This window comes from Halobacillus trueperi (assembly GCF_003386945.1).
In the GTDB taxonomy this organism is placed as follows: Bacteria; Bacillota; Bacilli; order Bacillales; family Halobacillaceae; genus Halobacillus; species Halobacillus aidingensis.
Window position 1 is genome coordinate 58,911 of the sequence record NZ_QUAE01000010.1, and the last position, 24,490, is coordinate 83,400.

General features: G+C 42.9%; 25 protein-coding genes and 1 pseudogene. 12 read left to right on the forward strand and 14 right to left on the reverse strand.

Annotated features, from left to right (window positions below; translation table 11 throughout):
• Positions 1-20 precede the first annotated feature (20 nt).
• From DYE48_RS13190 to trpE, 8 genes are all read right to left on the reverse strand, one after another.
• Positions 21-1,433: a sodium:solute symporter family protein gene (locus DYE48_RS13190; RefSeq protein WP_115824043.1), complete on the reverse strand. Its 1,413-nt coding sequence runs from the start codon at positions 1,431-1,433 to the stop codon at positions 21-23.
• Between the two features lie 640 nt (positions 1,434-2,073).
• Complete coding sequence (locus DYE48_RS13195; RefSeq protein WP_115824044.1) at positions 2,074-2,658, reverse strand: anthranilate synthase component II; 585 nt, start codon at positions 2,656-2,658, stop codon at positions 2,074-2,076.
• Positions 2,659-2,688: 30 nt separating this feature from the next.
• A complete protein-coding gene (gene trpA, locus DYE48_RS13200) occupies positions 2,689-3,489 on the reverse strand; it encodes a tryptophan synthase subunit alpha (RefSeq protein ID WP_115824045.1) in 801 nt (266 codons plus the stop codon).
• A gap of 1 nt (position 3,490) precedes the next feature.
• A complete protein-coding gene (gene trpB / locus DYE48_RS13205) occupies positions 3,491-4,684 on the reverse strand; it encodes a tryptophan synthase subunit beta (RefSeq protein ID WP_115824046.1) in 1,194 nt (397 codons plus the stop codon).
• Complete coding sequence (locus DYE48_RS13210) at positions 4,665-5,321, reverse strand: phosphoribosylanthranilate isomerase (RefSeq protein WP_115824047.1); 657 nt, start codon at positions 5,319-5,321, stop codon at positions 4,665-4,667. The genes trpB and DYE48_RS13210 overlap by 20 nt, the downstream gene beginning before the upstream one ends.
• Positions 5,318-6,082: an indole-3-glycerol phosphate synthase TrpC gene (gene trpC, locus DYE48_RS13215; protein WP_089653898.1), complete on the reverse strand. Its 765-nt coding sequence runs from the start codon at positions 6,080-6,082 to the stop codon at positions 5,318-5,320. Before trpC ends, DYE48_RS13210 begins: the two co-directional genes overlap by 4 nt.
• Positions 6,075-7,097: an anthranilate phosphoribosyltransferase gene (gene trpD, locus DYE48_RS13220; RefSeq protein ID WP_115824048.1), complete on the reverse strand. Its 1,023-nt coding sequence runs from the start codon at positions 7,095-7,097 to the stop codon at positions 6,075-6,077. The genes trpC and trpD overlap by 8 nt, the downstream gene beginning before the upstream one ends.
• Positions 7,094-8,602: an anthranilate synthase component I gene (gene trpE, locus DYE48_RS13225; RefSeq protein ID WP_115824049.1), complete on the reverse strand. Its 1,509-nt coding sequence runs from the start codon at positions 8,600-8,602 to the stop codon at positions 7,094-7,096. Before trpE ends, trpD begins: the two co-directional genes overlap by 4 nt.
• 1,003 nt (positions 8,603-9,605) lie before the next feature.
• Between trpE and sigY the strand changes: the two genes are divergently transcribed.
• The 8 genes from sigY to DYE48_RS13265 all read left to right on the forward strand — a co-directional run bounded on the left by sigY (position 9,606) and on the right by DYE48_RS13265 (position 14,104).
• Positions 9,606-10,124, forward strand: a complete 519-nt coding sequence (gene sigY / locus DYE48_RS13230; RefSeq protein ID WP_115824050.1) for an RNA polymerase sigma factor SigY — start codon at positions 9,606-9,608, stop codon at positions 10,122-10,124.
• Positions 10,114-10,434: a DUF5345 family protein gene (locus DYE48_RS13235; protein WP_115824051.1), complete on the forward strand. Its 321-nt coding sequence runs from the start codon at positions 10,114-10,116 to the stop codon at positions 10,432-10,434. The genes sigY and DYE48_RS13235 overlap by 11 nt, the downstream gene beginning before the upstream one ends.
• Positions 10,431-10,643: a sigma-Y antisigma factor component gene (locus DYE48_RS13240; protein WP_115824052.1), complete on the forward strand. Its 213-nt coding sequence runs from the start codon at positions 10,431-10,433 to the stop codon at positions 10,641-10,643. The genes DYE48_RS13235 and DYE48_RS13240 overlap by 4 nt, the downstream gene beginning before the upstream one ends.
• Positions 10,644-10,698: 55 nt before the next feature.
• Positions 10,699-10,920 carry a PLD nuclease N-terminal domain-containing protein gene (locus DYE48_RS13245; protein WP_244199427.1) on the forward strand — a complete coding sequence of 74 codons (222 nt, stop codon included), beginning with the start codon at positions 10,699-10,701 and terminating at the stop codon, positions 10,918-10,920.
• Positions 10,917-11,837: an ABC transporter ATP-binding protein gene (locus tag DYE48_RS13250; protein ID WP_115824053.1), complete on the forward strand. Its 921-nt coding sequence runs from the start codon at positions 10,917-10,919 to the stop codon at positions 11,835-11,837. Before DYE48_RS13245 ends, DYE48_RS13250 begins: the two co-directional genes overlap by 4 nt.
• Positions 11,815-12,588 carry an ABC transporter permease gene (locus tag DYE48_RS13255; protein WP_115824054.1) on the forward strand — a complete coding sequence of 258 codons (774 nt, stop codon included), beginning with the start codon at positions 11,815-11,817 and terminating at the stop codon, positions 12,586-12,588. The genes DYE48_RS13250 and DYE48_RS13255 overlap by 23 nt, the downstream gene beginning before the upstream one ends.
• Before the next feature lie 147 nt (positions 12,589-12,735).
• Positions 12,736-13,506, forward strand: coding sequence for an SDR family NAD(P)-dependent oxidoreductase (locus tag DYE48_RS13260; protein WP_115824055.1), 771 nt, complete (start codon positions 12,736-12,738; stop codon positions 13,504-13,506).
• Between the two features lie 100 nt (positions 13,507-13,606).
• Positions 13,607-14,104, forward strand: coding sequence for a DUF6241 domain-containing protein (locus tag DYE48_RS13265; protein ID WP_115824056.1), 498 nt, complete (start codon positions 13,607-13,609; stop codon positions 14,102-14,104).
• Positions 14,105-14,130: 26 nt separating this feature from the next.
• On the opposite strand, the gene DYE48_RS13270 is transcribed toward DYE48_RS13265, so the two are convergent.
• Entirely contained in the window at positions 14,131-14,529 is a 399-nt protein-coding gene (locus tag DYE48_RS13270; protein WP_089653909.1) for a GNAT family N-acetyltransferase, read from the reverse strand.
• A gap of 297 nt (positions 14,530-14,826) precedes the next feature.
• Between DYE48_RS13270 and DYE48_RS13275 the strand changes: the two genes are divergently transcribed.
• On the forward strand, positions 14,827-15,294 hold the full coding sequence (locus DYE48_RS13275; protein WP_115824057.1) for a hypothetical protein: 468 nt from the start codon (positions 14,827-14,829) through the stop codon (positions 15,292-15,294).
• 74 nt (positions 15,295-15,368) lie between these two features.
• On the opposite strand, the gene DYE48_RS13280 is transcribed toward DYE48_RS13275, so the two are convergent.
• The 3 genes from DYE48_RS13280 to DYE48_RS13295 all read right to left on the reverse strand — a co-directional run bounded on the left by DYE48_RS13280 (position 15,369) and on the right by DYE48_RS13295 (position 19,783).
• A complete protein-coding gene (locus tag DYE48_RS13280; protein WP_115824058.1) occupies positions 15,369-17,522 on the reverse strand; it encodes an ATP-dependent helicase in 2,154 nt (717 codons plus the stop codon).
• Positions 17,523-18,084: 562 nt separating this feature from the next.
• Positions 18,085-18,828 carry a PAS domain-containing protein gene (locus tag DYE48_RS13285; RefSeq protein ID WP_115824059.1) on the reverse strand — a complete coding sequence of 248 codons (744 nt, stop codon included), beginning with the start codon at positions 18,826-18,828 and terminating at the stop codon, positions 18,085-18,087.
• Positions 18,829-19,579: 751 nt separating this feature from the next.
• Complete coding sequence (locus tag DYE48_RS13295; protein ID WP_089653914.1) at positions 19,580-19,783, reverse strand: hypothetical protein; 204 nt, start codon at positions 19,781-19,783, stop codon at positions 19,580-19,582.
• Positions 19,784-19,994: 211 nt separating this feature from the next.
• Here DYE48_RS13295 and DYE48_RS13300 point away from each other — a divergent pair, with 211 nt between their 5' ends.
• Genes DYE48_RS13300 through DYE48_RS13310 form a run of 3 tightly spaced genes read left to right on the forward strand, consistent with a single transcriptional unit; the run spans position 19,995 to position 21,255 of the window.
• On the forward strand, positions 19,995-20,579 hold the full coding sequence (locus DYE48_RS13300; RefSeq protein ID WP_089653915.1) for a TetR/AcrR family transcriptional regulator: 585 nt from the start codon (positions 19,995-19,997) through the stop codon (positions 20,577-20,579).
• Positions 20,580-20,593: 14 nt separating this feature from the next.
• A complete protein-coding gene (locus DYE48_RS13305; RefSeq protein ID WP_115824061.1) occupies positions 20,594-20,938 on the forward strand; it encodes a DMT family transporter in 345 nt (114 codons plus the stop codon).
• Between the two features lie 2 nt (positions 20,939-20,940).
• Positions 20,941-21,255, forward strand: a complete 315-nt coding sequence (locus DYE48_RS13310) for a DMT family transporter (protein ID WP_089653917.1) — start codon at positions 20,941-20,943, stop codon at positions 21,253-21,255.
• 311 nt (positions 21,256-21,566) lie between these two features.
• Here the strand turns inward: DYE48_RS13310 and msrA are convergent, their stop codons facing one another.
• Both msrA and DYE48_RS21595 read right to left on the reverse strand, forming a co-directional pair.
• Positions 21,567-22,253 (reverse strand): peptide-methionine (S)-S-oxide reductase MsrA, encoded by a 687-nt coding sequence (gene msrA, locus DYE48_RS13315; RefSeq protein WP_244199428.1) that lies wholly within the window; start codon positions 22,251-22,253, stop codon positions 21,567-21,569.
• Positions 22,254-22,329: 76 nt separating this feature from the next.
• Positions 22,330-24,236: pseudogene (locus tag DYE48_RS21595) on the reverse strand (endonuclease MutS2).
• Positions 24,237-24,490 lie beyond the last annotated feature (254 nt).

Consider the following 24,490-nt stretch of genomic DNA (forward strand, 5'->3'; position numbering starts at 1 on the left):
TACCGGGAGGATTTCTTAAATTATGAAGCTTTTGTAGCCTTTGCAGCTTGAGATCCAGATGTCGTCATTAACGTTGCAACAATCAAGACAATAACCGCCACAGGCACAGCAACGACGACACTGTTCACTTCGAACGGCTGCCCTAGAACGATTTCCCATGTCAATGTTGCCACCACACCAGCGATCATGGACGATACACCACCGACCGCATTGACGCGCTTCCAGAAGAATACGGCCAGTACAGCAGGAGTCAAGCCAGCGCCATAAACTGTATAAGCATACATTTGCACACTTAATACGGTTGGGAAATAACTGATAATTACAAAGGCAAATACACCCAAGGCCACAATGAATATTCTTGTCATAGCAAGAAGCTTTTTGTCAGAAGCATCTTTATTCACATATTTACCATAAAGGTCATAAGTCAAGTTCGTAGCTGCAGACAGCAAGTAAGAGTTCCCTGTCGTAATGATGAAGGAAGCTGCTGCTGCAAGCAAAATACCACCGATAGCGACCGGCATCGCTACTGTAGTAGCCATCAATGCCATTCCTGGATCGATGTCCGGGAATAAGGAGCGGGAAGCGAAGGCGATTAATGAAATGGATGGTGAAATGACGATCATCGCAATCAGCCAGCCCATTTGCGCACGCTTCGCAGATTTATCCCCTTTGGAAGATGCAAGACGCTGATACATGTTTTGGTCACCAAGTAATAAGAACAAAGAAGGCATCAGATAACCGATCATTTGAATCGTTGTCAAACCACCCGTAGCACTCATGTGGGACTCGGGAACATTAGCGACGATTTCGCTCCATCCGCCTGCAACCATAATGATTGTAGGGACAGTAATGATCAAACCTCCCACCATCAAAAATCCGCTGATGGCGTCCGTTTGAGAAACCGAACGAAGTCCACCGATCATTGCAAGGAAGATGATCATGGCAGCACCAATCATCGTACCTGCTTGAACAGTCATACCTGTTGTCAAATTAAGAATAAATCCAAAGCCTTTCATCTGATAAGAGACGATACCGACATAAGCAAGAATGATAATAACACTCGCAATGTTACGGGATGTACGCCCATATTTCGACTCTAAAATACCGGCAACGGTGAATTTCCCGTGTTCGCGGATTTTAGGTGCGACGACATAAAGAATGATAATACCGACTAACGTTGGGAGCATCATCATCAAGGAAGGAAGAATCCCGTATGAGAAAGCCATAGACGTTTCCCCACCTGAAATACTTCCGCTTCCTGTCCATGTAGCTAGAAGCGTTCCCATCAATACAAAAGGTCCTAGACTCTTACCGGCTAATACGAAATCTTCACTGCCGGCTACTTTTTTCGACATGAATATACCAATGCCGACCATTAATATTCCATAGATTGCTATAAACCATAACAAAGTTGGATCTTGTTGCAGTTCCATAACTACTAAATCATCTCCTGATGTTTTTTGTTGGCTGGTTCTTGTTGAGCTGTTCTATTAAAAACATCGGCCGATGATGTGAAATCGCTCTTTGAACACAACGATAATAAAACTAACATAGATTTTAATTTTGTGAAAATGGCGATTTAAGAAGTGAAAAAGGGCTATTCCATGCATTTTTAGAGGATTCCATTTTTTCACATACCTTTATGAAAGCGATAACCACAACCTTTCCAAGAATTGCTTTATTCTTACGAAATTTCTGTTAAATAAGCAAATATGCGACAGAATTTTGTAGTGAAATTAGTTCTAAATACCTAATTAAAAGCTGGGATACTGCGTTGTCGAAAAGAAAAAAGTACACACGGTCCCCTTCTATTTTTAAAACCTACTAAATATTTAAATCAGGGAGTTTTGATATTCAGAATGCTTTTATCAACGACTTTTATCGGTACGCCGATCATATAGGACTACAGCGCTCCCACGGAAGCGTTCATTCCCCCATCTTCAAATGCATGCAGATATAAAAAAACCCAAAGTTTAAAAGGCTTAGAGAATAGGGAGTTATAGTTTATTATGTTAAAAAAGCTGGCACCCTTTGTAGATACCAGCTTTTTTATTCTGCTATATTAATGTCATATTAAGGGGTAAAAGCCTTTACACGATTTTGAATGACATTTTTTAGTAATTGTTTTCCATCACCTGTACCAATAGACTCTGGGTGGAATTGTACCCCTTCAATAGGAAACTCGAGATGACGGATGCCCATCAGTTCCCCTTCAACCGTTGAAGCTGTCACTTCAAAACACTCCGGTAAATCAGAAAGCTCTACGATCAACGAATGATAGCGCATCGCCTCCATCGGATTACTTAACCCTTCGTAAATTCCTTTTCCATCATGGAAAATGCGTGACGTTTTTCCGTGCATCAGCTTCTCTGAGCGCACGACACTTCCACCGAACACTTGAGCTATGGCCTGGTGACCAAGACAAACACCGAATATGGGAATGTCCCCTTTGAATCGGTTGATGACTTCCAGGGTCATCGGTGTTTCATCTGGGGAACACGGACCTGGGGAAAGAAAGATTAAATCCGGGCTCAGCTCTGTAATCTCATCTATTTCTACTTCATCATTTCTCTTCACTATGATTTCTTCTCCAAGCTCTCCAAGATACTGGACGAGATTGTAGGTAAAAGAGTCATAGTGGTCGATCATATAGATCACTCTGCTCCACTCCTCTCAGCTCTCTCAAAACTACTGAACGAGTACTCTAATTTCTTTGGTGAAATGTTCGAGGGCTTCGTCCACTCTACCTTTTTCAATATTTTCAAGTTCCGCTTCTATCAAACGTATGATTTTACTGCCAATGATGATACCGTCTGCGTGATTTCTCACAAGTTGGACGTGGTCATTTGTTGATATACCGAACCCAACAGCGACAGGTACTTGACTGTGTTGCCTCACTTTATCAATGAATGACAAAGCTTCCGCAGACATTTCCTTTCGCTCTCCTGTTACTCCTAGAGAAGAAACACAATAAAGAAAACCTTTCGCATGTTCCGCAATCTGCTTAATTCTTTGATCGGAGTTAGGCGCTACAAGAGAAATGAATTCAATGCCTCTTTCTTCTGCATAGTTACGAATTTCCTCACTTTCTTCGAATGGGAGATCAGGTATAAGAAGCCCCTCTACTCCATTTTCTCCTAAGAGTTCAAAGAATTCCTCATGTCCGATTTGAAGGACAGGGTTGTAATAAGTGAATATCACAACTGGAATTTCGAGTCCATGCTCTCTTAACTTCGGAACTAGCTCGATAGCTTTACGTAATGACATCCCTGTCTTCAAAGCACGTTGAGCTGCTCGTTGTATCGTCGGTCCGTCCGCAAGTGGATCCGAATAAGGAACGCCCAATTCCAAAACGTCCGCACCTTCTTCCTGCAAACGCAAAGCAAATTGAATCGTCAATTCCGGACTTGGGTCCCCTGCTACAAGAAACGGAATGAACAGGTTTTCTGTTTTCGTTAGTTTCCCTTGAAATGATGTCTTCGTCAGCATGTCAAACCTCCTCCCCGAAATGTTCCATTAATGTTGCCATGTCTTTATCTCCACGCCCGGAAAGGTTAATCAAGATTGTTTCACTTTGGCTCATTTGAGGTGCTTCTTTGAATGCCTGAGCAAGAGCGTGGGCACTCTCAATTGCTGGAATGATTCCCTCCGTCTGTGTCAAAAGCTTCAGTGCATCTAGTGCTTCTTTATCTGTTATGGCTTCATAACGTACTTGTTTCGTCTGGAATAAATGAGCATGTTCTGGACCAATCCCAGGGTAATCGAGACCTGCAGAAATGGAATAAGGTTCGGTAATTTGTCCATTCTCATCTTGCATGAGGTAGGTCATCGATCCGTGAATAACACCAGGAGTTCCCTTTGAAAGCGTCGCTGCATGTTCAGGTGTGTCCGTCCCTTTCCCGGCAGCTTCCACACCCACCAATTCACTCGCGTCTTCAAGGAATGGGTAAAACATCCCCATGGCGTTGCTTCCACCACCTACACAGGCAAAAATACGATCCGGAAGCTCTTTCTCCACCTCTAAAAACTGGCGTTTAGATTCGTCCCCAATAATTCGCTGAAAATCCCGAACCATACGTGGATATGGATGAGGGCCTACGACAGAACCTATTAAATAGAAGTGGTCTTCACAGTTGGCGACCCAATAGCGAATCGCTTCATTTGTCGCATCCTTGAGGGTTCCGTTTCCACTAGAAACCGAAATGACCTCCGCGCCGAGCAGCTTCATCCGGAAAACGTTCAACTCCTGTCTGCGGATATCTTCTTCTCCCATAAACACGATACACTGAAGTCCAAATTTAGCGGCAACCGTAGCTGATGCGACGCCATGCTGTCCGGCTCCTGTCTCCGCAATAATTTTCTCTTTCCCCATTCTTTTAGCCAGTAAAGCTTGACCAATCGCATTGTTAAGCTTGTGTGCCCCTGTATGATTCAAGTCTTCACGTTTCAAATAAATTTTTGCTCCTCCAAGGTGTCCGGTCAATTTGTCTGCATAAGACAAAGAAGTGGGGCGGCCTGCGTACTCTTTTAATACATGATGGTACTCCTCTAAAAAGGCCGGATCCGCCATCGCTTGATCAAGCGCTTCTTCCAGCTCCTGCAACGGCCCCATAAGGGTTTCCGGTACATATTTACCGCCAAAATCACCGTAGCGTCCTTTTAAATCAGGAAATACTTGCAACATTTTGCTCCACCTCTTTCATGATTGCTTGAATTTTTCCAATGTCTTTACCGTCCTCAATTTCAATGCCACTGGATAGGTCGATGCCGTCCGGTCGATAATGCAACAACTCTGTAACGTTTTCTGGTTTAATCCCACCTGCAATCAAGCACGGAACACCCTGGTCAAATGATTCCTTCTGATAGGTCGGCACAGACTCCCAGTCGAAGCGTACCCCGGTTCCACCTGAAACACCGTCCACTTTGCTGTCTACAATGTATCCATCAGCAACACCACGGAACACTTCCATTTGTTTAATGCCATCCGATTGATGGTGAACCACTTTCCAAACCGGCAGACCGAACGCTTCTTTGATTCTCAACAACTGAGATACCGTCTCATTTCCATGCAGTTGAATAACATCTAATGGGACAAAATGAAGAATCTCTTCGATTTCCTCAATCGTGGGCTCGATGAAAACCCCGACGATTTTTTGTCTTGGTCGGATTTTTTTCACCCAGCGTCCGACATATTCCGGTCGGACATATCGTTTTGTTCTCCTGACAAATATGAAACCAAGATGGGATGCTTGGGAGGAAGATGTTTTGGCTACATCTGATAAAGATCTGTTCCCGCATAATTTTACAATCGGTTCTTTCATCGAACATTCACTCCTTCCAACAACTGACGGACCGCTTCTTTGATGTCTTTCTGGCGCATAAGAGACTCTCCGACTAGTACACCCTCAGCCCCGTAACCAGCTACTTTCTGTAGATCATCATGGGAAGAGATGCCACTTTCTGAAACCAACAAACACTCCTTGGGTGCAAGTTTCGCCATGCGCTCGGTTTGTGAAAGTTTCGTTTCAAACGTATGGAGATTTCGATTATTGATGCCAAGGATTTTCGGTGTAAACTCATTCAGTACTTTTGTTAATGTTTCTTCACTGTGTACTTCAACAAGTACTTCCAATCCAAGTTCGTAGGCTTGAAGATAAAGTTCATGCAACTTCTCCGCTTCCAATGCTTCGCCGATTAACAGAATAGCATCAGCTCCGATGTACGCACTCTCAGCTACTTGTAATGAGTCGATTATAAAGTCCTTACGTAATACAGGAACATCCACCACTTTCTTGATGTTCGTCAAGTAATCACGGTGCCCTTGGAAAAAATGTTGATCGGTAAGAACCGAAATGGCTTGCACACCTGCTGCATTATAGTCATGGGCGATGCGGACAGGATTGAAGTCCTCACGTATGATTCCCTTGGATGGAGATGCTTTTTTCACCTCTGCAATCACACCTGCTGCAAATGGTGCGTTCTTCAGAGATTCATAGAGAGAATGATGAGGGAATGACTGCTCTTCTGGTAAATATAATTTTTCAATTTCTTGTTGTTTTACAGCTAAGATGGTTTCAAGCATACTGACGATTCTCCTTTTCATTAACAATCGATTCATAGTACTTGCTTGTGACGCCTTCACTGATCGCCTTTTGAACAAGATGCACGCCTTCTTGAAGGTCTGCTGCTTTTCCTGCTACGTAAAGTCCAGCTGCTGCATTCAATGTGACAATGGAGGCAGCACTTTTATTGGAGCGACCATACAAGACATCCTTAATGATCCGGGCACTATCTTCCGTTTCAGAAATACGAATGTCTGTCAGATTCCCTAAAGGAAGTCCGAAATCTTCAGGTGAAACAGTGAAACGAGTGATTTCCCCATTTTTCAATTCAACAAGATCGCTCTTCCCTGTCACTGTAATCTCATCCAGCCCATCTCTTCCTGTTGCTAAGAGCACGTGGGTGGAGCCTAGTTTCTTCAGTGTCTCTGCCATTTTCTCTGCATAATTCGTATCATAAATGCCGATTAGCTGCCTTTTTGCATTCGCGGGGTTGGACATAGGTCCGAGTAAATTGAAAATGGTACGAAAGCCAAGCTCCTGCCGTGCAGGTCCTGCATGTTTCATAGCTTTATGGTAAAGAGGAGCAAACATGAATGTCATTCCTTTTTGGGATAGTGCCTGCGCTCCTTGTTCTGGAGTTGTGTCAATCGGAACACCTAACTTCTCCAAAACATCGGCACTTCCACTTTTTGAAGAAACTTTGCGATTCCCGTGCTTCGCGACTTTCACGCCCATGCTCGCAAGAACGATGGAAACAGCTGTTGAAATATTAAAGGTAGAAGCACCATCGCCCCCGGTGCCGCATGTATCTACAATGGACGGATCATTCGTATCCATCTTCGTCATGTTTTCACGCATCGCTCGAACGAAACCGGTCATTTCTTCAACGGTTTCTCCTCGGTAACGCATCACACTCAGCATGCTCATCAACTGGCCGGTTGTCGCTTCACCTTTCATAATCCTATCCATCGTTTCAAAAGCTTCCTGTTCCGTCATTTCCTCTCCTGCGACAACTTTACTTAATGTATCTTTCATCTCGTCTCCACTCCTTCTCCACTCTTCTCAAATATCTTCTCAGCTAATTGAATCGTCTTCTTCAATGCACTCGCTTTGCTCAATGTTTCTTGATACTCTGCTTCAGGGTCAGAATCAGCAACGATCCCTGCGCCTGCCTGGATATATAAATCTTTTCCTGTTCTTGTCATCGTTCGGATGGTAATGCAGGAGTCGATGTTTCCATCAAAGCCTAAATATAAAATGCCTCCGCCATAGAGGTTTCTTGGTGTGGGTTCAAGCTCCCTGAGAATCTGCATGGCTCGGACTTTTGGTGCTCCCGATAATGTTCCAGCCGGGAAGGAAGAAATCAAGGCGTCAATCGGTGAAACACTCTCCTTCAATCGGCCGGTCACTTTACTGATAATGTGCATCACTTTTGAAAAACGCCCGATGGTCATATACTCACTTACCTTTACCGTTCCATATTCAGCTACCCTTCCAATATCGTTTCGTGCTAAATCCACGAGCATGCGATGTTCAGCTAACTCTTTCTCATCATTCAGAAGTTCTTCAGCAAGGGCGTCATCTTCTTCTTTGGTTCGTCCTCTTTTTCTTGTTCCAGCTATGGGATGGATTTCAAGTTTTCGGTCACGGACTTCAAGAAGTCGTTCAGGAGAACTTCCGATCACTTCCACCTCATCCATTTTCAAATAGAACATGTATGGAGAAGGGTTCACTCTACGCAGCACCCGGTAAAGTTCAAAGCCGCTTCGGTCTGTTACTGTATGAAAACGTTGAGATAAAACAGCCTGAAAAATATCTCCGGCACGGATATACTCTTTGATTTTTTCCACATCCGATTTGAATTTTTCTGGTTCATAATTGCTGTCTAACTGGAAGGATTCATTATCTGTTTCATTTTCAATCAGCATTAAATCAGGAAGTGTGTGGGCCTTCTGCAGCTGGTTTGTAATGGATTTGATCCGCTTTTTCGTTTCAGAATAAATTTCTTCTAGTGGGCGAGCCGCTTCTTTTCTAGCAAAGGATAGAATCGTCGTTTCTTTTGTCTTATGATGGTAAGCAATTAAAGTCTTGCAGAAAAGCAGATGATAATTAGCCAGATTCAACTCATCCGTCATGGCTCTCTCTACAGGCTCATAATCTGAAATTGCATCATAGCTGATATATCCGACCCCTCCTCCTTTAAACGGAAGGTCGATCGGAGGCTGTTTAACATCAAGCTTTGCAAGTACTTTCTCATAAGCAGACTTGAAGTCTTCAGAATACGTGACCTCGTTCTGGTCAAAGTCCTTGATTTGGAACTGCTGCTCATCCTCTTTGATTTGAATCATAGGATCAAGACCAAGGAAGGAATAATTCGACCATGGCGATTCAGGATCCTGGCTTTCCAGCATATACACGGCTTCATGATTCAGTGCATGAAACATGTGAATCGGTGTTAACGTATCCGTATAAAACGATTGTGTAATTGGGATGGTCTGATGCTCTTCAGCATCGCTTTGAAATGTTTCAAAAGTGGTCATAAAGGCTCACCTCTCCATTAAAATCATGGAGAATGAGACGTTGAGGGATGAAAACGAGTGGATAGAAAAGGGGTGAAAATTGGCCAGGCAATCCGTCGGCTCCTTACGTCCGAAGATTCCTCGCTCACTCAGCTCAGCTCATCCTATGCCTCAACTCAACTCATTCTCTACTCAACTTGCTTATTTCGACTTTGTAATAAAGCCACTTTTTAAATATCTTTCCAATAGTCTATAAAATTCAGATAATAAAGTCAACCAGTCTGTTCCAATAATTCTTAAGCCATGAATCTCAGTGGAATTCCAAATAAGCTTCGTATTCTTGAAGACTCAGTTTCGAGACTTTTGTAGAGTGGATGGGGCTGCGGGGAATGGCTCGCTTTCCGCGGGAGCGCGGTGAGCCTCCTCGAGCTTCGCTCTGCGGGGTCTCACCAAGCACTTTTTCCCACAGGAGTCTCGCCATTCCCCTCCGCCCACTTGCCATATAAGTATCTCGAAACCACTTCGGGAATAAGTTGCTTTTATGCACATGGTAATTGGAGGGGAATCAACTCTCAAGGAAGCTATTCTGCATGCGGAAAGATTGTTATAGAGCTCTTTATACTTATAACACCATGATAGTGGAAGACACCCTCCCACAGTGAAGGGGTTCGTTTCTCTCCTACATCAAATGGGGTGGTTGGGAAGCTGCGAGACTCCCGCGGGAATGGATTGGCTGGCGAGACCCCGTAGTGCGAAGCACGAGGAGGCTTGCCGTCATCCCCGCAGGAAAGCGAGTTGCTTCCCAACCACCCCTGACGCTCAACTCAGCAGAGAACCCCAAAACATCTCGAAATCGAGTCTCCTGCAATCCTGACATTTAGTTCAATAACTTTTTTAGATCATGATCAGGGACCTTTATAACAATTATGATGAAAAAGAGGAAAATAGAAATTTTTTAATATTCATTTGAACGAAACAACGAGAGCTTACGTCTTATAGTCAGGGAACGAAATGAGGGATGTTTATGGATTCGGATCTCATAAGGAGAGCACAAGATGGAGATGAACAGGCGCTTGCTGAACTTCTGAAAAAACACTATAGCTTCATCGTTAAATATGTATGGAAAATGAGCGGGGATGAACAATTGGCTTATGATGTGACGCAGGACGCATTAACCAAGGCCATCCAGAAAATCAATCAGTTTAATCATCGATCCAAGTTCTCTACTTGGCTGATCCAAATTGCTACACACACATACTTGGACTACAAACGAAAGCAAAAAAAGAAAAATGAACTGGATGAGAAACTGCGAAAAGAATTTCTCCACTCCCCTGTTTCTTTTCCGAGTGATTGGCATGAAGTCCAGGAGGCCTTATGGAAACTTGAGGACGAACATCGGATCCCACTCGTCTTGAAGCATTATTACGGCTATGACTATAAAGATATTGCAAAAATGACCAAGGTGAAAGTAGGGACAGTGAAATCCAGGGTCCATTATGGGCTGGAGAATTTACGAAAGGAGCTGAGAACGGATGACAGATGAAAAGACACCGAAAAACCTGGAAGAAAGGCTTCAGGAAGCAGCCCGGCACACAGAAGAACAAATGGAACTAACGGAACCTTCCCTCTCCTACTTCGAGAATCTTATCGAAGAACAGACCGCCCTTTGGTACCGGCGACTGTGGTTTGAATTGACTTGTTTATGGGGGATGGCGTTCATTTTTATTTCTTTCCTTATTTTCAGCTTTTTCTATGTCCCTCTTTTGTTTGTTTTTGCACAAATCACTTCCATTATCATTTTAATCCGCTACTTCTATAAAGAACGCTATGAAATGGTGGAGATGCGACAATGAAACATTACGGACCTGAAGAAATGCCTATATGGGGATGGCTTCTCGTTGTTCTCATTCTCATGACACAAAGTTCTATTCTTTTTATTAAAGCTAGAAAGATCGGAAAAGCACCATGGTTGTGGGGAATCGTAGGGCTGATTCAATTCCCTGTGCCAAGCATCATCTTTTTCATCTTATGGAAAACGGTTTGGCAGAGAAGAAAACGGTGACGAAATCATAAAATTTTCTAAAGGCAGAACAAAGCCCTTATAAGGAGGTGATGTCATGTTACTCACTCAAAATGTCATGGATATCATTAACGAGAATATAGCGATCATCGCTCCCCTGCTCATCATCCAACTGGTTTTAATGATTACAGCTCTTGTAAGTTTATTTCGTGCAGAGACTACAAATGGCCCAAAATGGATGTGGGCGCTTATCATCTTATTCATCAACACGATCGGCCCCATCGCTTATTTTATTTTCGGAAGGAGTCATGAGTCTTGATTCAACTGAAAAATTTAACGAAAACATTTGATAAACAATATGCAGTGAAGAACATCACATTCGATTTGCCATCAGGGAAATGCGTCGCTTTGCTTGGCCCCAATGGTGCAGGGAAAACCACCACATTAAAAATGATCGCAGGGCTCATGCACCCCACCTCCGGCCAAGTGGAACTCGCGAATGGAGTAAAAGGAGATATTCGCAAATACATCGGTTACTTGCCTCAACATCCGCAGTTTCACAGTTGGATGACCGGTAAGGAATTCCTTCACTACGTCGCCCGTCTTTCCCATATCCCTAAGCAGGAATCTCAAAAACTAGCGGACCAATTACTGGATCGTGTCGGGATCGCGGATGCCAAGAATCGAAAAATATCGAAGTACTCCGGGGGGATGAAGCAAAGACTCGGGATTGCACAAGCCATGATCCACAAGCCGAGTGTTCTCCTGCTTGATGAACCGGTTTCCGCTTTAGATCCAATCGGCCGGAGAGATGTATTAAACTTGATGGAAGAGTTGAAACAAGAAACTACGTTGCTTTATTCAACACATATCTTAGGTGATGCGGAGGAGGCCAGTGATGAAATCCTGCTCATGCACAAAGGAGCTATTGTAGAATCAGGCTCTCTTCAAGACGTCAAAGAACGACATCAGGTAGATAAGATCACTCTACGTTTTGACGGGAACATAGAAGCATACAAAGAAAAAATGGAGGAGTTCCCATTCGTCACCCATACAGATATCCAAAAGCAAAAGATCCATGTTTATGTACGAAATGTGCCTGAAGCTCGAGATGTTCTTTTAGAGCTTGTAACTAAGGAACAATGGCCGCTTCTTTTCTTTGAAGTAGGACAGACGACGCTTGAGGATCTATTCATGAAGGTGGTGAACGAGCATGCAATGGCTGACCATCTATAAAAAGGAATGCCTGGAGTCCGCCAGAAATTACAAGTGGGTTTGGGTTCCTCTTGTCTTTATTCTTTTTTGTATCATAGATCCTTTGACAACTTATTATCTCCCTCAAATACTTGAATCTACCGGAGGGCTCCCCGACGGCGCGACCTTTGATATCCCGACTCCGCCGGCGGCCAATGTATTCATGATGAGCATCTCACAAATCAATACACTCGGTGTGCTCGTCATAGCCCTGATTACGATGGGAACAATCGCCGGAGAACGTAAATCAGGGGTGGCCGAGCTGATCCTAGTAAAGCCGGTATCCTATACCGCCTATGTGACCGCCAAATGGGCAGCCCATGTCACACTTGTTCTTCTTTCTATTCTTGTCGGCCTAATAGCAAGCTGGTATTATGTTCAACTTCTTTTTGGTGACGTATCTTTCATTCACGTATTGAGTACGGCTGGCTTTTATGGCCTGTATATTATCTTCGTCATCAGCATAAGCCTCTTCATGAACACATGGACGAAAACCCCAGGCCTTGTTTTGTTTTTAACGATTAGTATCATCATTGTATTAAATTTGATCACAAGTGTCTTTTCTCACCTTTTGGAATGGAGTCCAACAAACATTACTTCCTATCTCCCTTCCTTACTAAGAACCGGAGAAGTCGGGCAAGACCTTTGGTTAGCAAGTCTATTTACCATTGTTACGATTGTTCTCCTACTTTTCGGAGCCATTCAAACACTAAAAGGAAAAGAGATTGTATAGCCAAAACATACTAGACCAGGTCATCCAAATTATGGATGACCTGGTCTGGTTATTTATGGTAATCAGACGTGTGATTTGTTCTTCTTGGTAATAGGGTATAGACTGTTAGCATCTATTGCATATGAAGTTGTTAAAGGAGAGATTTACATGAAGCCAACTGCATTGATCACAGGAGCCTCGGGCGGTATTGGATACGAACTTGCCCGTCTATTCGCTAAATCAGGGTATCACTTGATTGTCGTTGCACGATCCGAAGACAAGCTTCATCAGTTAAAAGAGGAACTGGACGGTCATCCGATTACGATCATTCCTCAGGATTTATCAGAGCCTGGAGCAGCTGAAGTTGTGTATAGTAAGGTGAAAGAACTAGGCCTCCATGTTACTGTTCTCGTAAATAACGCTGGTTTTGGTTTGAATGGACTTTTTGAGGACCTCCCTCTACTAGACCAACAGAAAATGTTGCAGGTGAACATCAATGCCCTAACTGAACTGACTCACCTGTTTTTACCTGAAATCAAAGCGGCCCGATTCCGCTCCATCCCTAAAGGGGTATTGAATGTAGCAAGCACGGCTGCCTTTCAGCCTGGTCCAAAAATGGCCGTGTACTATGCTTCCAAAGCTTACGTCCTTTCTCTTTCAGAAGCCCTTGTCGAGGAGATGAAAGATACAAGTGTGACGGTTACCACCTTATGCCCGGGGGCAACAGATACCAATTTCTTCAAAACAGCGAAAGCGGAGCACACGAAACTTGTAAACAGTACGATGTCTCCTGAATCGGTAGCCAAGTCAGGGTTCCTTGGCTTTGTGAAAGGAAAACGTGTGGTTGTTCCCGGCGTGATGAACCAGGGATTGGCCTATGCCTCTAAGTTCATCCCACGCTCATTCGCAGCGAAATTAGCTCATTATGTCGATAGCTAAGGAGAGGTCATACAAGTTTATTTGCGATCATTCTCTTTTTCTCCTCTCCCCCATCCTATATAATAGAAATTACTGGTAAACACTTTTAAGGGGGCTGTACATGAAGAGATTAATCCTATGGTTTTCGTTCTGTCTATGTATCGGTGCCGTCGCAGGAGCTTATTTGTATGTACAAACCCAGGGGGTATCTACTGCTCAGGGTGTCACAGGAACAGTGAATGCGGAAGAACTGAGAGCCTATGAGAAAGATGGGAAAAATCCTTTTGGAGGAGAGATTTCAGGGCCGGAGTTGACAGACAAGGAATACCAGGAATACATTCATGGCATGTCACATCAAAAAGTGAAAGCAGATGAAAAATGGACGTTTTTTGAAATCCACTCCCTTCGCATTTCCTGGCTGCTCGAACATTTGGAAACGAATGACTTGACTCATAAGCATGTCTATAAACAAATTTTAATGAAATGGGCCGATGAGGATTTTTCAAATGCTGTAGCTGACCATAACACGATTTGGGAAATGCAGCGTGGCACAATTGGAAAAGCCAAGCGCCTTCTCACTTCTGAGGAAGAAGCCGAATATATAAAAGAAAACAACTGACCCGATATCATCGAGTCAGTTGTTTTTTACATTTCTTCAGCAGATTTCCTGAATCCATAAAAGGAGCGGTACCCTTGATGAGCATAGTAACCCTCGGACTTTGTTGATGCTAACATTTCTACACGTGTACTTGGATAGCATTCGTGAGCGGTTTGAATCAATTTATCCGCAATCCCCTGATTTCTAAAACTTTCTTTCACCAGCAGATCGCACACATACAAAGTGATGGACCCATCTGTCAGTCCTCGGAGAAAACCGACGAGTTCACCATCCACCACCGCAACCAAAGCTGGTTCCGAATTCAGCCAGGAGCATAACGTTTCCTCACCACGTTCCACAAGGCCGCTCCATCCTTCTTCTTCATTTAGTTGCTGGACAGCGTCAAAATCTTTTTCAAGAAACGTACGAATTTGAATAGCTTCCATGTCATCCTACCTTTCACTGTGATTAAGATTTTCCCCTTTGAGCCGTCACCCAGTCTGTTGATTCTATTTGTCTACTCTTTATTACGTTTGATTCCCTTAAACGTTTCAAATTATATAAGAAAATCTGACTATTTTTAAAATAACCTTTAATGTCTTCCTACATCCGTGTTGGTATACCGTAGAATAAATCTAACGGGTGGGATTGAAAACAAATCAGAATTTTTAAGAATCAGATAAAGGAAAGTATGGTAAAATGTGAACGGAAGTTTTTCTTTTTATGTTCAAGGAGTGGAAAACATGTGGAAAAGAATTCTACTGTTCGCGACATTGATCTTTCTCGCCGCTTGTTCCTCGCAAAATTTATCGCTTGAGGATTTGAAAACGGCTTATCCTGAGACGTTCGCTCAGCCGGTAGATCCCTTATCGGATGAAAAAAAGGAGAAGCTTGGTCTTCCTGAAGATGTACCATTCGAAGTCACCCATGTTGCGTCAAATGTGGAAGACGAGAGAGTAGAGGTCCTCTACCAATCGGATGGTTCAGAAAAAGCCGTGGTGAACACCCTGTATGAACCAGGGAACATTCTCCAAGAATCTGAACTGCAGGTCCCATTAAACTCTGGGGCTGTAGCTGGTGTCCAGGAAAAGGAGGACCATATTTTTGTGGAATGGTATGATGGGGATCTCGATGTCATCTATCAGCTCGAATACTATGGTCCTGAAGAGGAACGTGCAGAAAAAGCAATGAATGTTGCAAACGCTATATAAAATCCTATAATCCTTTATACAAGGATTTCTAAAAAAGAGCTGTCACGTGTATGGTGACGGCTCTTTTGATTAATTTATAGTTTTTCTAGTTTTTTAAAGTTCCGACTGATCGGCCTAGGAGCTTTAAGTCGGTCGAAAAAGATCATGTAATTGTTTTTCTTCTCATCGACCTCTTCAATGGAACCTTCACCGAAAACAGGATGCTTGACCCGGGTTCCTTCTTCGAAAAATTCACCAGAAGGCTCTTTCTCAAGACGATGCGAAGCACGTATATATTCTTTTGCCTCTTCAATAAGAGACTCATCCAACTCTCCGACCCGGTCATATAAACGATCTTCGACTTCAAAGATAAATCGGGAAGGGTATTTCTTCTGTCCTCCATTTTGAAAGCCTTCAGATTCAGTCAAAAAGAGTTCCCTTTCCGCTCTCGTTACAGCTACATAGGCAAGCCTTCGCTCTTCTTCCAGCCCTCTCTCTTTCCGCTGCCTTAATGCACGGACATTCGGGAGAACACTTTCTGTCATCCCTATAACAAATACATAAGGATACTCAAGGCCCTTCGCTGTATGAATCGTCATGAGTTTGACAGATGGCACCTCGTCAGCCCTGTCGTCGTCTGTGTAGAGGGAGATCATTTGTAAGTATTCATCCAAATAAATGTCTTCCCCAAGCGTTTGCTCATATTGGACAATGGAATGAAGAAGCTCTGCCATATTATCCAATCTCTCCTGGTCACCGTCTTCCCTCCGGTAGGCTTCATACCCCGTCACCTGCATAGCCTCTTGAAGCAGTTCCGATACTTTTCTCTTGCCTCTAATTTTCTTCAAATACTCGACCGCTTCGATAAAAGTTCGTGCTCCTGTACGCCTCAGCTGATCATGCTCTACATATTTTTTCAAGGTTTCATATAAGGAAAGCCCATCCTCCTCTGCTTTCTCCCTGAGAAAACTCATCCGCTTCTTGCCAATTTGTCGTTTAGGAACATTTACGATGCGACTGAAAGACAAATCATCCTGAAATGCAATCATCCTCAAGTGAGCGAGCGCATCCTTGATTTCCAACCGGTCAAAGAATTTGAAGCCTCCAAATATTTTATATTCAATATTTTCAGCAATAAGTTCCTGTTCTACAAAACGGGATAAGTAATTCGCTCGATACAAAATGGCCACATCGCTCAAGTTCGCCTTCTTTTCTGCCACGACCTGTTTAATCTTACTCACAATCCATTTAGATTCCTGAATCTCATCTTTTCCATGATAATGAACCACCTTCACACCAGGTGGATTGACAGGAAGCATGTCCTTATCTACCCTGAAATAATTGTTCTGGATCAAAGCATTTCCCAAGGAGAGAATTTCCGGTGTCGAGCGGTAATTCTCTTTCAAAAATATGGTCTGAGCATCATGGAAGTAACTCTCAAAATCCACCATATACTTAGGATCGGCTCCACGCCATTCATAAATGGTTTGATCAGGATCACCGACAACAAATAAATTCCCCTGTTTTTCAGCAAGCATTTTAACAAGTTCGAATTGTTTCAAACTGCTGTCCTGAAATTCATCGACCTGGATATAATAAAGTCGATCCTTCCATTTTTCCAGTACTTCTTTATTCTGATCAAAAAGAGTAAAGACAAAGTTGAGTAAATCATCAAAATCCAGCCCATACACTCGCTTTTGCTTCTTGAGATACTGTTGAATAATCTGACTGTCAAGGTCTCCCGAATCATCCACAGAAGGCATTTCTCCACGTAAAATCATTTGTTGTACATAATGTGTGTTCCCTTTAAGAATTCCAATCTTATCGAGAATCCTTTTGAACGTTTTATCATTCAGTTTTAACCCCATATCTTCAAAGATCTCTCTTAGGAGAATCTTCTGATCTTCCACGTCCAAAATGACAAAATTCTTCGGGTAAAAAAGCCGGTGGATATCTTCACGTAAGACACGGACACAAAAACCGTGGTAGGTGGTTATAAAACCTGTGTCCTGCTCCCCTCCGATCAACTTTTTTACTCTTCGCCTCATTTCATGAGCCGCTTTATTCGTAAAAGTTACAGATAGAATATTTGCAGGGTCGATCCCCAGCTCATTCACGATGAATGCATAGCGGTGAGTTAAGGCACGGGTCTTCCCGGAACCTGCACCGGCGATGACACGGACGTACCCTTCTGTAGATACGACCGCTTCTTGTTGTGATGGATTTAGTCCGTCCAGTAGCTCTTCCATATCGATCACCTTTCAAGAACATTTGTTTGTATTATAGCACATTAGACAGCAGACAGTCTGTGTTCTCTACTTGAATGAAAGATGAGGATAATAGAAATCCCCTGAGCAGAAAAAATGCCTCAGGGGAAATGTGGATGGGGTGACTTACTGAATCATATCAAGAGATGATAAATAAAGAAGGAACACTAAAAACCGTTACTGTTTTGTGTGGAAGTTATGAAAATAAGGATCGTATTCAGGAAAGTCGCCCTTCTCCGAATTTGTATTTTTTCAGGGGAAAGAAACGAATGGGAAAGGTTGTTGAGCTTAAAAAGATCAGGTTTATGACCTTCTTCAGATAAAATCAGGGCTTCTCCCCTTGATTTTATCCATGTCATAGCTAAGGGCGGAATACAGGATGAGTTCGGAATTGCTCTTCTACAACGGAGTAAAAGGCGAAGGTCCCCATTTCAATTCCTTCATGCTTCTATAGGCAGATACTTAGAATTACAAATAGAGGCCGGCATCCGTAAAACCATAAGGACCGGGCCTGCCGTTCCCATGGAGGGGGTATTTTTCACTTTTATTCGAACCTCGGCTTCAACCCCGTTTCCAAGAAATACTTCGTCGCTTGCTGCACATTCATAAATGTGCGGACCCCGTCCAATTGGATATGGTTTTGCACAAATTGCATCACTACCTGTGGACGCATTCCAGCAAGGACAACTTCAATGCCCAACAATCTAAGACTCATCATAAGGTTTTTCAAAAGGACCGCCCATTCCTCATCAATTGATGTAATCCCCGAAAACTGGATGGCAAGTCGGCTCACATTCTGTTCCTGACATAAAACAGGTACTCTTGCCAATAAAATATCGCGCTGTTCTTCTCTCAAAATTGGCTGCAATGGTAGGAGGGCATATCCTTTAGCAATGGTTACAATATTCGCTGTCATTTCTTCAATCATATGGATTAATTCTTTCTCTTTCTTTGACTGCTCCGTCATATCGAATATACGGATGAGAACAAAGCTCTCCCCTTCATGAGTGAAGCGTTTAGTGTAAAAGTGCAGCACCATGTCCCTTCCCTGCCAATGAAAATCCATACCTTCAAAACCGATGTCTTTTTTCTCTTGGATGGACTTGGAAAGGAGCTTCTTTTCTGGTGCTAAATCCGGATACAGATGATTAAGTTTCTCGCCAACGATCCGTTCTTCCTCTAATTGAAACATCTTTACGTAGGCGGGGTTTACGTATGTGATTGTGTATTCTTCATCACTAATCAATACACCCTCATCTAAAAGGTCCATCGCATTCCGTAACAGCATGATTATCCCCCCAGTACAAATCTCTTACTTTTATTATGATGATATACAAAAGAAATGCAAGGTAATTCAACATTATTGTCTAAATATTATGAATAAATAACAATCCCCTTCCATATCTTCAACTTAATGGCAGGATTGTGTAAGACTCAGTTTCGAGACTTTTGTGGGACCTTAGGGGCTCCGGGAAAAGGTTCGCTTTCCGTGGGCGAGTGATGAGCCTGCTCGAGCTAACGCTCTGCGGGGTCTCATCTACCACGCACTTCCCACAGGAGTCTCACCGTTTCCCTACGCCCCTTTGCCATATGAGGTTCTCAAAACCCTCTAACAGTAACCTGCCGAGTTCTGTAAGGAAGACCTGCTCACCCGCGCCGTTATAGAGTTGTTTTAACCAAAGATCCTGCACAAATAAGGCGTGGGAATAGGGTCTGGGAAACGTCCGCATGAAAAGCGAATGGAGAAACGAACGTGTGTGTTTTTCTACTGACTGATCCAAAACACCGCAAATCGTCGTTTCCCTGACCCCGTATCCATGGCCAGGAATGGTCATTCATTATTTCAACTAGGCAAGGCTTCCCTTAAGGGTTCGCGATATGCGCTCACCGCGCTCCCGCGGAAAGCGAGCTATTCCCCTCAGCCCCCATCCACTTAACAAAAGTCTCGAAACTGAGTCTTCAAGAATAGGGAGCTTTTGTGGAAGAAAAAGAAGAAGTGCGTCAACGGTTCAGTTTCTGAGCCGCTGACGCACTTCTTCTTAAGCTTTTTCCATTTTGTCACATTTAGATAAAATAGCTACATGTTTAAGGTTACCAATGGAATCGAATTCTATTTCAACATAATCTCCTGGTTTTACAAAGCTAAGCCTTTCTCTGAGTACAGAAAGTTCATTCTTAAATTCGGATTCTTCGACCAAAATCGCATAAGCCCCTTCGTATCGATCCAGTTTATATTGGTTCACCGATTCAATCCCCTTCTGTTTTAGTATCAGGCACCTTGAAAAAAATTATGTGCCATTTCACCATTTCCTTTTATGGTATAAGTCCTCTTATTACAGAGCATTCCCTTCATTAATCATGACTAAACATGTCGAAATTAGAGTTCTGGACAACGTTCATCTGCCGTGGTAAAATGAAACTAACAAACGTTAGTTAGTAAAAGGAGAGAGCTGAATGACAAAAGAAACTATTATTGAAGAGAGTCTCAAGCTCTTTGCCAATTTTGGATATGAGAATACAACCCTTGCCAATATTGCGGAAGCTGTTGGAATAAAGAAGCCTTCTCTTTATAACCATTTTGATAATAAAGAAGATATCTTTCTTCATGTTCTTTATGACGTGGGTGAAAGAGAAAAGAGTCATTTGATGAATCAATCAGGATCCATTCATCAGGACTCAGTGGCTGATCATCTTCATGAGATCTATCGTGTCTACCTGGAACATATGGCTCATTCAACAGAAGGTATGTTTTTCAAGCGTGTAACCTTTTTTCCGCCCGAAGAATTCGCAGATGAAATTAAGAAAGTTTTCTTGATGGTGGAAGACTGTATGACTGAGATTATCCGCCCGGTATTTGAACGTGGGATAGAGAAGGAAATTATCCGCCCTCTTTCTACAAATACGCTGACTTCCGCATTTTATACGTTGATTGACGGTTTGTTTCTGGAAGAAAATTTTTATGACCGGGATGTTTTTGAAAAAAGACAGGAAGCAAGTTGGCAAATCTTCTGGCTTGGCATTAAAAACCCGGAGCATTAGGGAGGTATGAAACGATGGCATGGATTTATTTATTCTTTGGTGCTTTTTTCGAAATCGGATGGGCTGTTGGTTTGAAATTGTCAGAGGGCTTCACGGATCCCCTCTTTTCAACTATTACCGTCATTTGTATCGTTATCAGCTTCACTTTTTTCACCAAAGCATTAAAAGTGATTGATATTGGAACAGGTTATGCGATATTTACAGGGATTGGCGCAGCAGGTACAGCTTTAATCGGGATGATCTTTCTTGGCGACGGAGGCGGAGCTGGGAAAGTCTTTTTTATTGCGCTTCTAATTACAGGCATTATTGGTTTGAAAATGTCTGAGACCACTTCAGAACAGGTACAACAGGAGGGATAAGCATGGCATGGGTATTTTTAATGATGGCTGGAGTAGGAGAAATGACGGCCATGTTCTTCTTGAAGCTGTCGGATGGCTTTCAAAAACGCAAACCGGCGTTCATGGCTATACTTGCAGGTGCAGCGAGCTTCTATTTCCTTTCTTTATCTTTAAAAGATCTTCCAATCGGAACGGCTTATGGGATATGGACAGGAATTGGGTCGGCAGGTACCGTTTTGCTGGGCATCTTTTTCTTTAAAGAAAAAGCGAATCGAAAACGTCTGTTGTTCATTACTTGTATCGTTGCCGGAGTTATCGGTTTAAAAATGGTCTCTTAGACGAAGGATAGGCTTGTAATGTTATTTTCGAAAGCTTACAATGGAATAAGCAACAATCTACAATATTCGACAAAACCTGCTTTTTTCTGTCGTTTGTAGTGATGGAGGAAATATAATGAGAAGAATTTTACTTGCCATTCTTATGATTATTGTCATCGGTTTCAGTTACGTAGGCTATACAAGTATGGATACGGATGCGAATCCTTCCATTCCTAAAGAAACAGAGAGTTATTGAATTTCAATGATTTAAACCCCTTCGCTCCGCGAAGGGGTTTTGTTTTTGTATAAAAGATGGCGTCCAATGAAAAAGATTATTTCTTAGGAAGATCCACTTCTAAGTCCTCTCCCCACTTCTCCTCTAAATATTGATCGCGCCCTGAGTTCCCACGATAAAAATCGTATCTTAAAGTATTTTTCTTGTAATAATCTTGATGGTATTCCTCTGCTTTGTAAAACTCTTCCGCTTCCAGGATCGGGGTAACTAATTCATTCTGAAAGCGACCGGAATTTTGGAGTTCTTGTTTGGATTGTTCAGCGCTTTCCCGCTGTTCAGGTGTGTGATAGAAAATGGCGGTCGTATATTGGTACCCTCGATCCACAAACTGACCTTCGTCATCGGTCGGGTTGATTTGTCTCCAGAAGACATCGAGAATCTGTTCATAGGAAATCACGTCTGGATCGTAATAGACTTGGACAGATTCGATATGGCCCGTTCCCCCGGAAGATACTTCATCGTAAGAAGGATTTTCTGTTTCCCCTCCCGTATAACCGGATACGACACTATGGACGCCTTTCAGTTTTTCAAATGGAGGCTCCATACACCAAAAGCATCCACCCGAAAGAGTCGCCACCTCGTATCCTTCAGGGATCTCATTTGCTGTCACAGCTTCACTATCATAATTTCGTTTTGTTAAATAGGCATAAGCTTCCGGGATGGCAAGAACAGCAACTAATGAAAGTACGGCTATAATCATGACCCATTTCGTCCGCTTCTTCACCCTCTTCCCCCCTTTTCGCTGTTTAACTCAGAATAACACGCCTATACGTGCCAATTGAAATTCTAACACTCTCCCTTTATTCTTCATCTTCTAAAGTTAAGCCATCGACATGTTTCCGATCCAATACTTTTTTAACCTTCCTATATTCCTTGGATTTGAAAATAATATCAAAATCATAATCCTCTGGGTATAATTCATCGGCTGAAATATGGAGTTTCAAGCGCTTATGATTGTATTCTTTCTTTTCCCCTTTGATTTGGACGACGTAATTGCCTAAAGCATCCGGCCCTTTATAGACAATACCCATTTCTTCTTCTGCAGGAATCCATACATTATCCCCCATTTGAAAACCTGCTTTCTCTTTTTTCTGAGTTTGGCGTTTCTGCCTGTGCCTATTGATCGCCACTTGCTTGGCATAGGACGGAGTTTTCAAAAGCTTATCCTCTTTCGTAAAACACCCTTTTTGCTTATATGTGATGCCATAAGCATGATTGAGGATTTCCGGATGCAGTCCTAATTTATAGGCGATATCAAACGCCTGACTTTTCCCAGCTGTTCCTATTTGCAGCTGGTACGTAGGCTTAAGGGTTTCCAAATCGAAGGCCATCGCTCCATTAATGAACCCTTCTTTCTCCATGGCATAGGTTTTCATTTCACTATAGTGAGTGGTCGCCAAAATGGTCGAGCCTTTGTTGGCGAGTTGATCCAGAATCGCAGTCGCTAATCCCATCCCTTCTCCAGGGTCTGTTCCTGAACCGATTTCGTCCATAAGAAGTAAGGAATGATCATTGGCTTGTTGCAAAATATCAATCAAGTTCGTCAGTCTTGAACTGAAGGTGCTCAAATTCTCTTCAATACTTTGCCCATCTCCAATATCAACAAAAACATATTGGAAAAGAGGTAACCTGGTGCCGGGCTGTGCAGAAACCGGCAGACCACATTGGGCCATCAAACAAAACAAGCCGACCGTTTTTAACGTTACCGTCTTCCCTCCTGTATTCGGCCCAGTAATGAGCAGGGCTTGATCATCCACACCCATATGGAGATTCAGCGGAACGGCTTTTCCCCTAGTAGAGGATGACGCCCCTCCTTGATCTCAATTTCCCCTTGTGAAAACGCCGGGGAATGACCATCAATCGCTTTGCTGTATTTCGCTTTAGCAAAAAGAACATCATACTGGTGCATCGTTTCCATAGCGATATTCAATTCATATTCCTTTTCCAGAACAGAGGCAGTTAACGCATAGAGGATCCGTTCCACCTCCTGCTCTTCCTGCATTTTCAAGAGTTGGACCTGCTCTTGAAGGGAAGTCACTTCATTTGGTTCTATGAATAACGTCGCTCCAGAAGAAGATTGGTCAAGGATGACACCCTTCACTTTGGACCTGTTTTCTCTTTTGACAGGAAGGGTCAGACGCCCCCCTTTATCCACTGGCCTAGCTTCTTGGAGAAGAGAGCTATACTTTTTAGCTGAACTTTCCATTCTGGTCTTCATATCACTATGAGTTTTATCTATTTTCCTTCGAAGCTTTCCCAGCTCTTTCGTTGCAGACTCATCGATTTCCCTATGGCGTATTTTCCCATAAATCTCTTCTTCCAATTGGGATAAATCCGCGATAGAGTCAACATATAAAGAGATGGTCGGCGCAAGAATCTGCTTATCATTCATAAACCGTTTCAATTTTGTACAATGCTCCAGAAAAGAAACAAGGGAACCAAATTGCTGCGGACGGATATAGATTCCTTTGTTCCCTTGATCAATCATAGCCTGAATGTCACCAAGGGTATGAATGGGTACATGACTGTGACGATCTATAATGGCTCTTGCCTCTTTGACTTCCTCATGCATTCTTTCCAACCTCTTTTGGTCATTGGATGGTTGCAAGCTTAAAATCGTTTCTTTCCCTCGATCGGTATGAGCGAAATCACTGACCCTTGTTAAAATAGTGTTCAAGCCTAAACTTTCATATGTTTGTTGGTTCAATGTTTTTCCTCCTCGTTTTGACAGGTGATCATATAAATAAAAAAGTCCGCAACAAGCTGAAGATAGCTCGCTGCGGACTCCGTAGGGACACATATAGAATGTAGTTCCACGAATGTACGAAAAAAAGCTATGACTGAATAAGCCAGTCATAGCTTTTAGGATCGATTTATCCGGCTATGCTTATGCTTGTTCTTAACTGTTCCTGAAAAAAGGTATAACAAACCAAGCGTGCTTTCGCACACTTTTTTCAGGAC

Excerpts from the sequence above, each read along its gene's own strand:
- DYE48_RS13260 (WP_115824055.1), top strand. The coding sequence starts at position 12,736 with ATGAAGCCAACTGCATTGATCACAGGAGCCTCGGGCGGTATTGGATAC.
- trpD (WP_115824048.1), bottom strand. The coding sequence starts at position 7,097 with ATGAAAGATACATTAAGTAAAGTTGTCGCAGGAGAGGAAATGACGGAA.
- DYE48_RS13190 (WP_115824043.1), bottom strand. The coding sequence starts at position 1,433 with ATGGAACTGCAACAAGATCCAACTTTGTTATGGTTTATAGCAATCTAT.
- DYE48_RS13245 (WP_244199427.1), top strand. The coding sequence starts at position 10,699 with ATGTTACTCACTCAAAATGTCATGGATATCATTAACGAGAATATAGCG.
- DYE48_RS13305 (WP_115824061.1), top strand. The coding sequence starts at position 20,594 with ATGGCATGGATTTATTTATTCTTTGGTGCTTTTTTCGAAATCGGATGG.
- DYE48_RS13310 (WP_089653917.1), top strand. The coding sequence starts at position 20,941 with ATGGCATGGGTATTTTTAATGATGGCTGGAGTAGGAGAAATGACGGCC.
- DYE48_RS13270 (WP_089653909.1), bottom strand. The coding sequence starts at position 14,529 with ATGGAAGCTATTCAAATTCGTACGTTTCTTGAAAAAGATTTTGACGCT.
- trpA (WP_115824045.1), bottom strand. The coding sequence starts at position 3,489 with ATGCTGACGAAGACATCATTTCAAGGGAAACTAACGAAAACAGAAAAC.
- DYE48_RS13300 (WP_089653915.1), top strand. The coding sequence starts at position 19,995 with ATGACAAAAGAAACTATTATTGAAGAGAGTCTCAAGCTCTTTGCCAAT.
- DYE48_RS13280 (WP_115824058.1), bottom strand. The coding sequence starts at position 17,522 with ATGGAAGAGCTACTGGACGGACTAAATCCATCACAACAAGAAGCGGTC.
- DYE48_RS13240 (WP_115824052.1), top strand. The coding sequence starts at position 10,431 with ATGAAACATTACGGACCTGAAGAAATGCCTATATGGGGATGGCTTCTC.
- trpB (WP_115824046.1), bottom strand. The coding sequence starts at position 4,684 with ATGTTGCAAGTATTTCCTGATTTAAAAGGACGCTACGGTGATTTTGGC.
- trpC (WP_089653898.1), bottom strand. The coding sequence starts at position 6,082 with ATGCTTGAAACCATCTTAGCTGTAAAACAACAAGAAATTGAAAAATTA.
- sigY (WP_115824050.1), top strand. The coding sequence starts at position 9,606 with ATGGATTCGGATCTCATAAGGAGAGCACAAGATGGAGATGAACAGGCG.
- DYE48_RS13235 (WP_115824051.1), top strand. The coding sequence starts at position 10,114 with ATGACAGATGAAAAGACACCGAAAAACCTGGAAGAAAGGCTTCAGGAA.
- DYE48_RS13265 (WP_115824056.1), top strand. The coding sequence starts at position 13,607 with ATGAAGAGATTAATCCTATGGTTTTCGTTCTGTCTATGTATCGGTGCC.
- trpE (WP_115824049.1), bottom strand. The coding sequence starts at position 8,602 with ATGACCACTTTTGAAACATTTCAAAGCGATGCTGAAGAGCATCAGACC.
- DYE48_RS13255 (WP_115824054.1), top strand. The coding sequence starts at position 11,815 with ATGCAATGGCTGACCATCTATAAAAAGGAATGCCTGGAGTCCGCCAGA.
- DYE48_RS13285 (WP_115824059.1), bottom strand. The coding sequence starts at position 18,828 with ATGCTGTTACGGAATGCGATGGACCTTTTAGATGAGGGTGTATTGATT.
- DYE48_RS13275 (WP_115824057.1), top strand. The coding sequence starts at position 14,827 with ATGTGGAAAAGAATTCTACTGTTCGCGACATTGATCTTTCTCGCCGCT.
- DYE48_RS13210 (WP_115824047.1), bottom strand. The coding sequence starts at position 5,321 with ATGAAAGAACCGATTGTAAAATTATGCGGGAACAGATCTTTATCAGAT.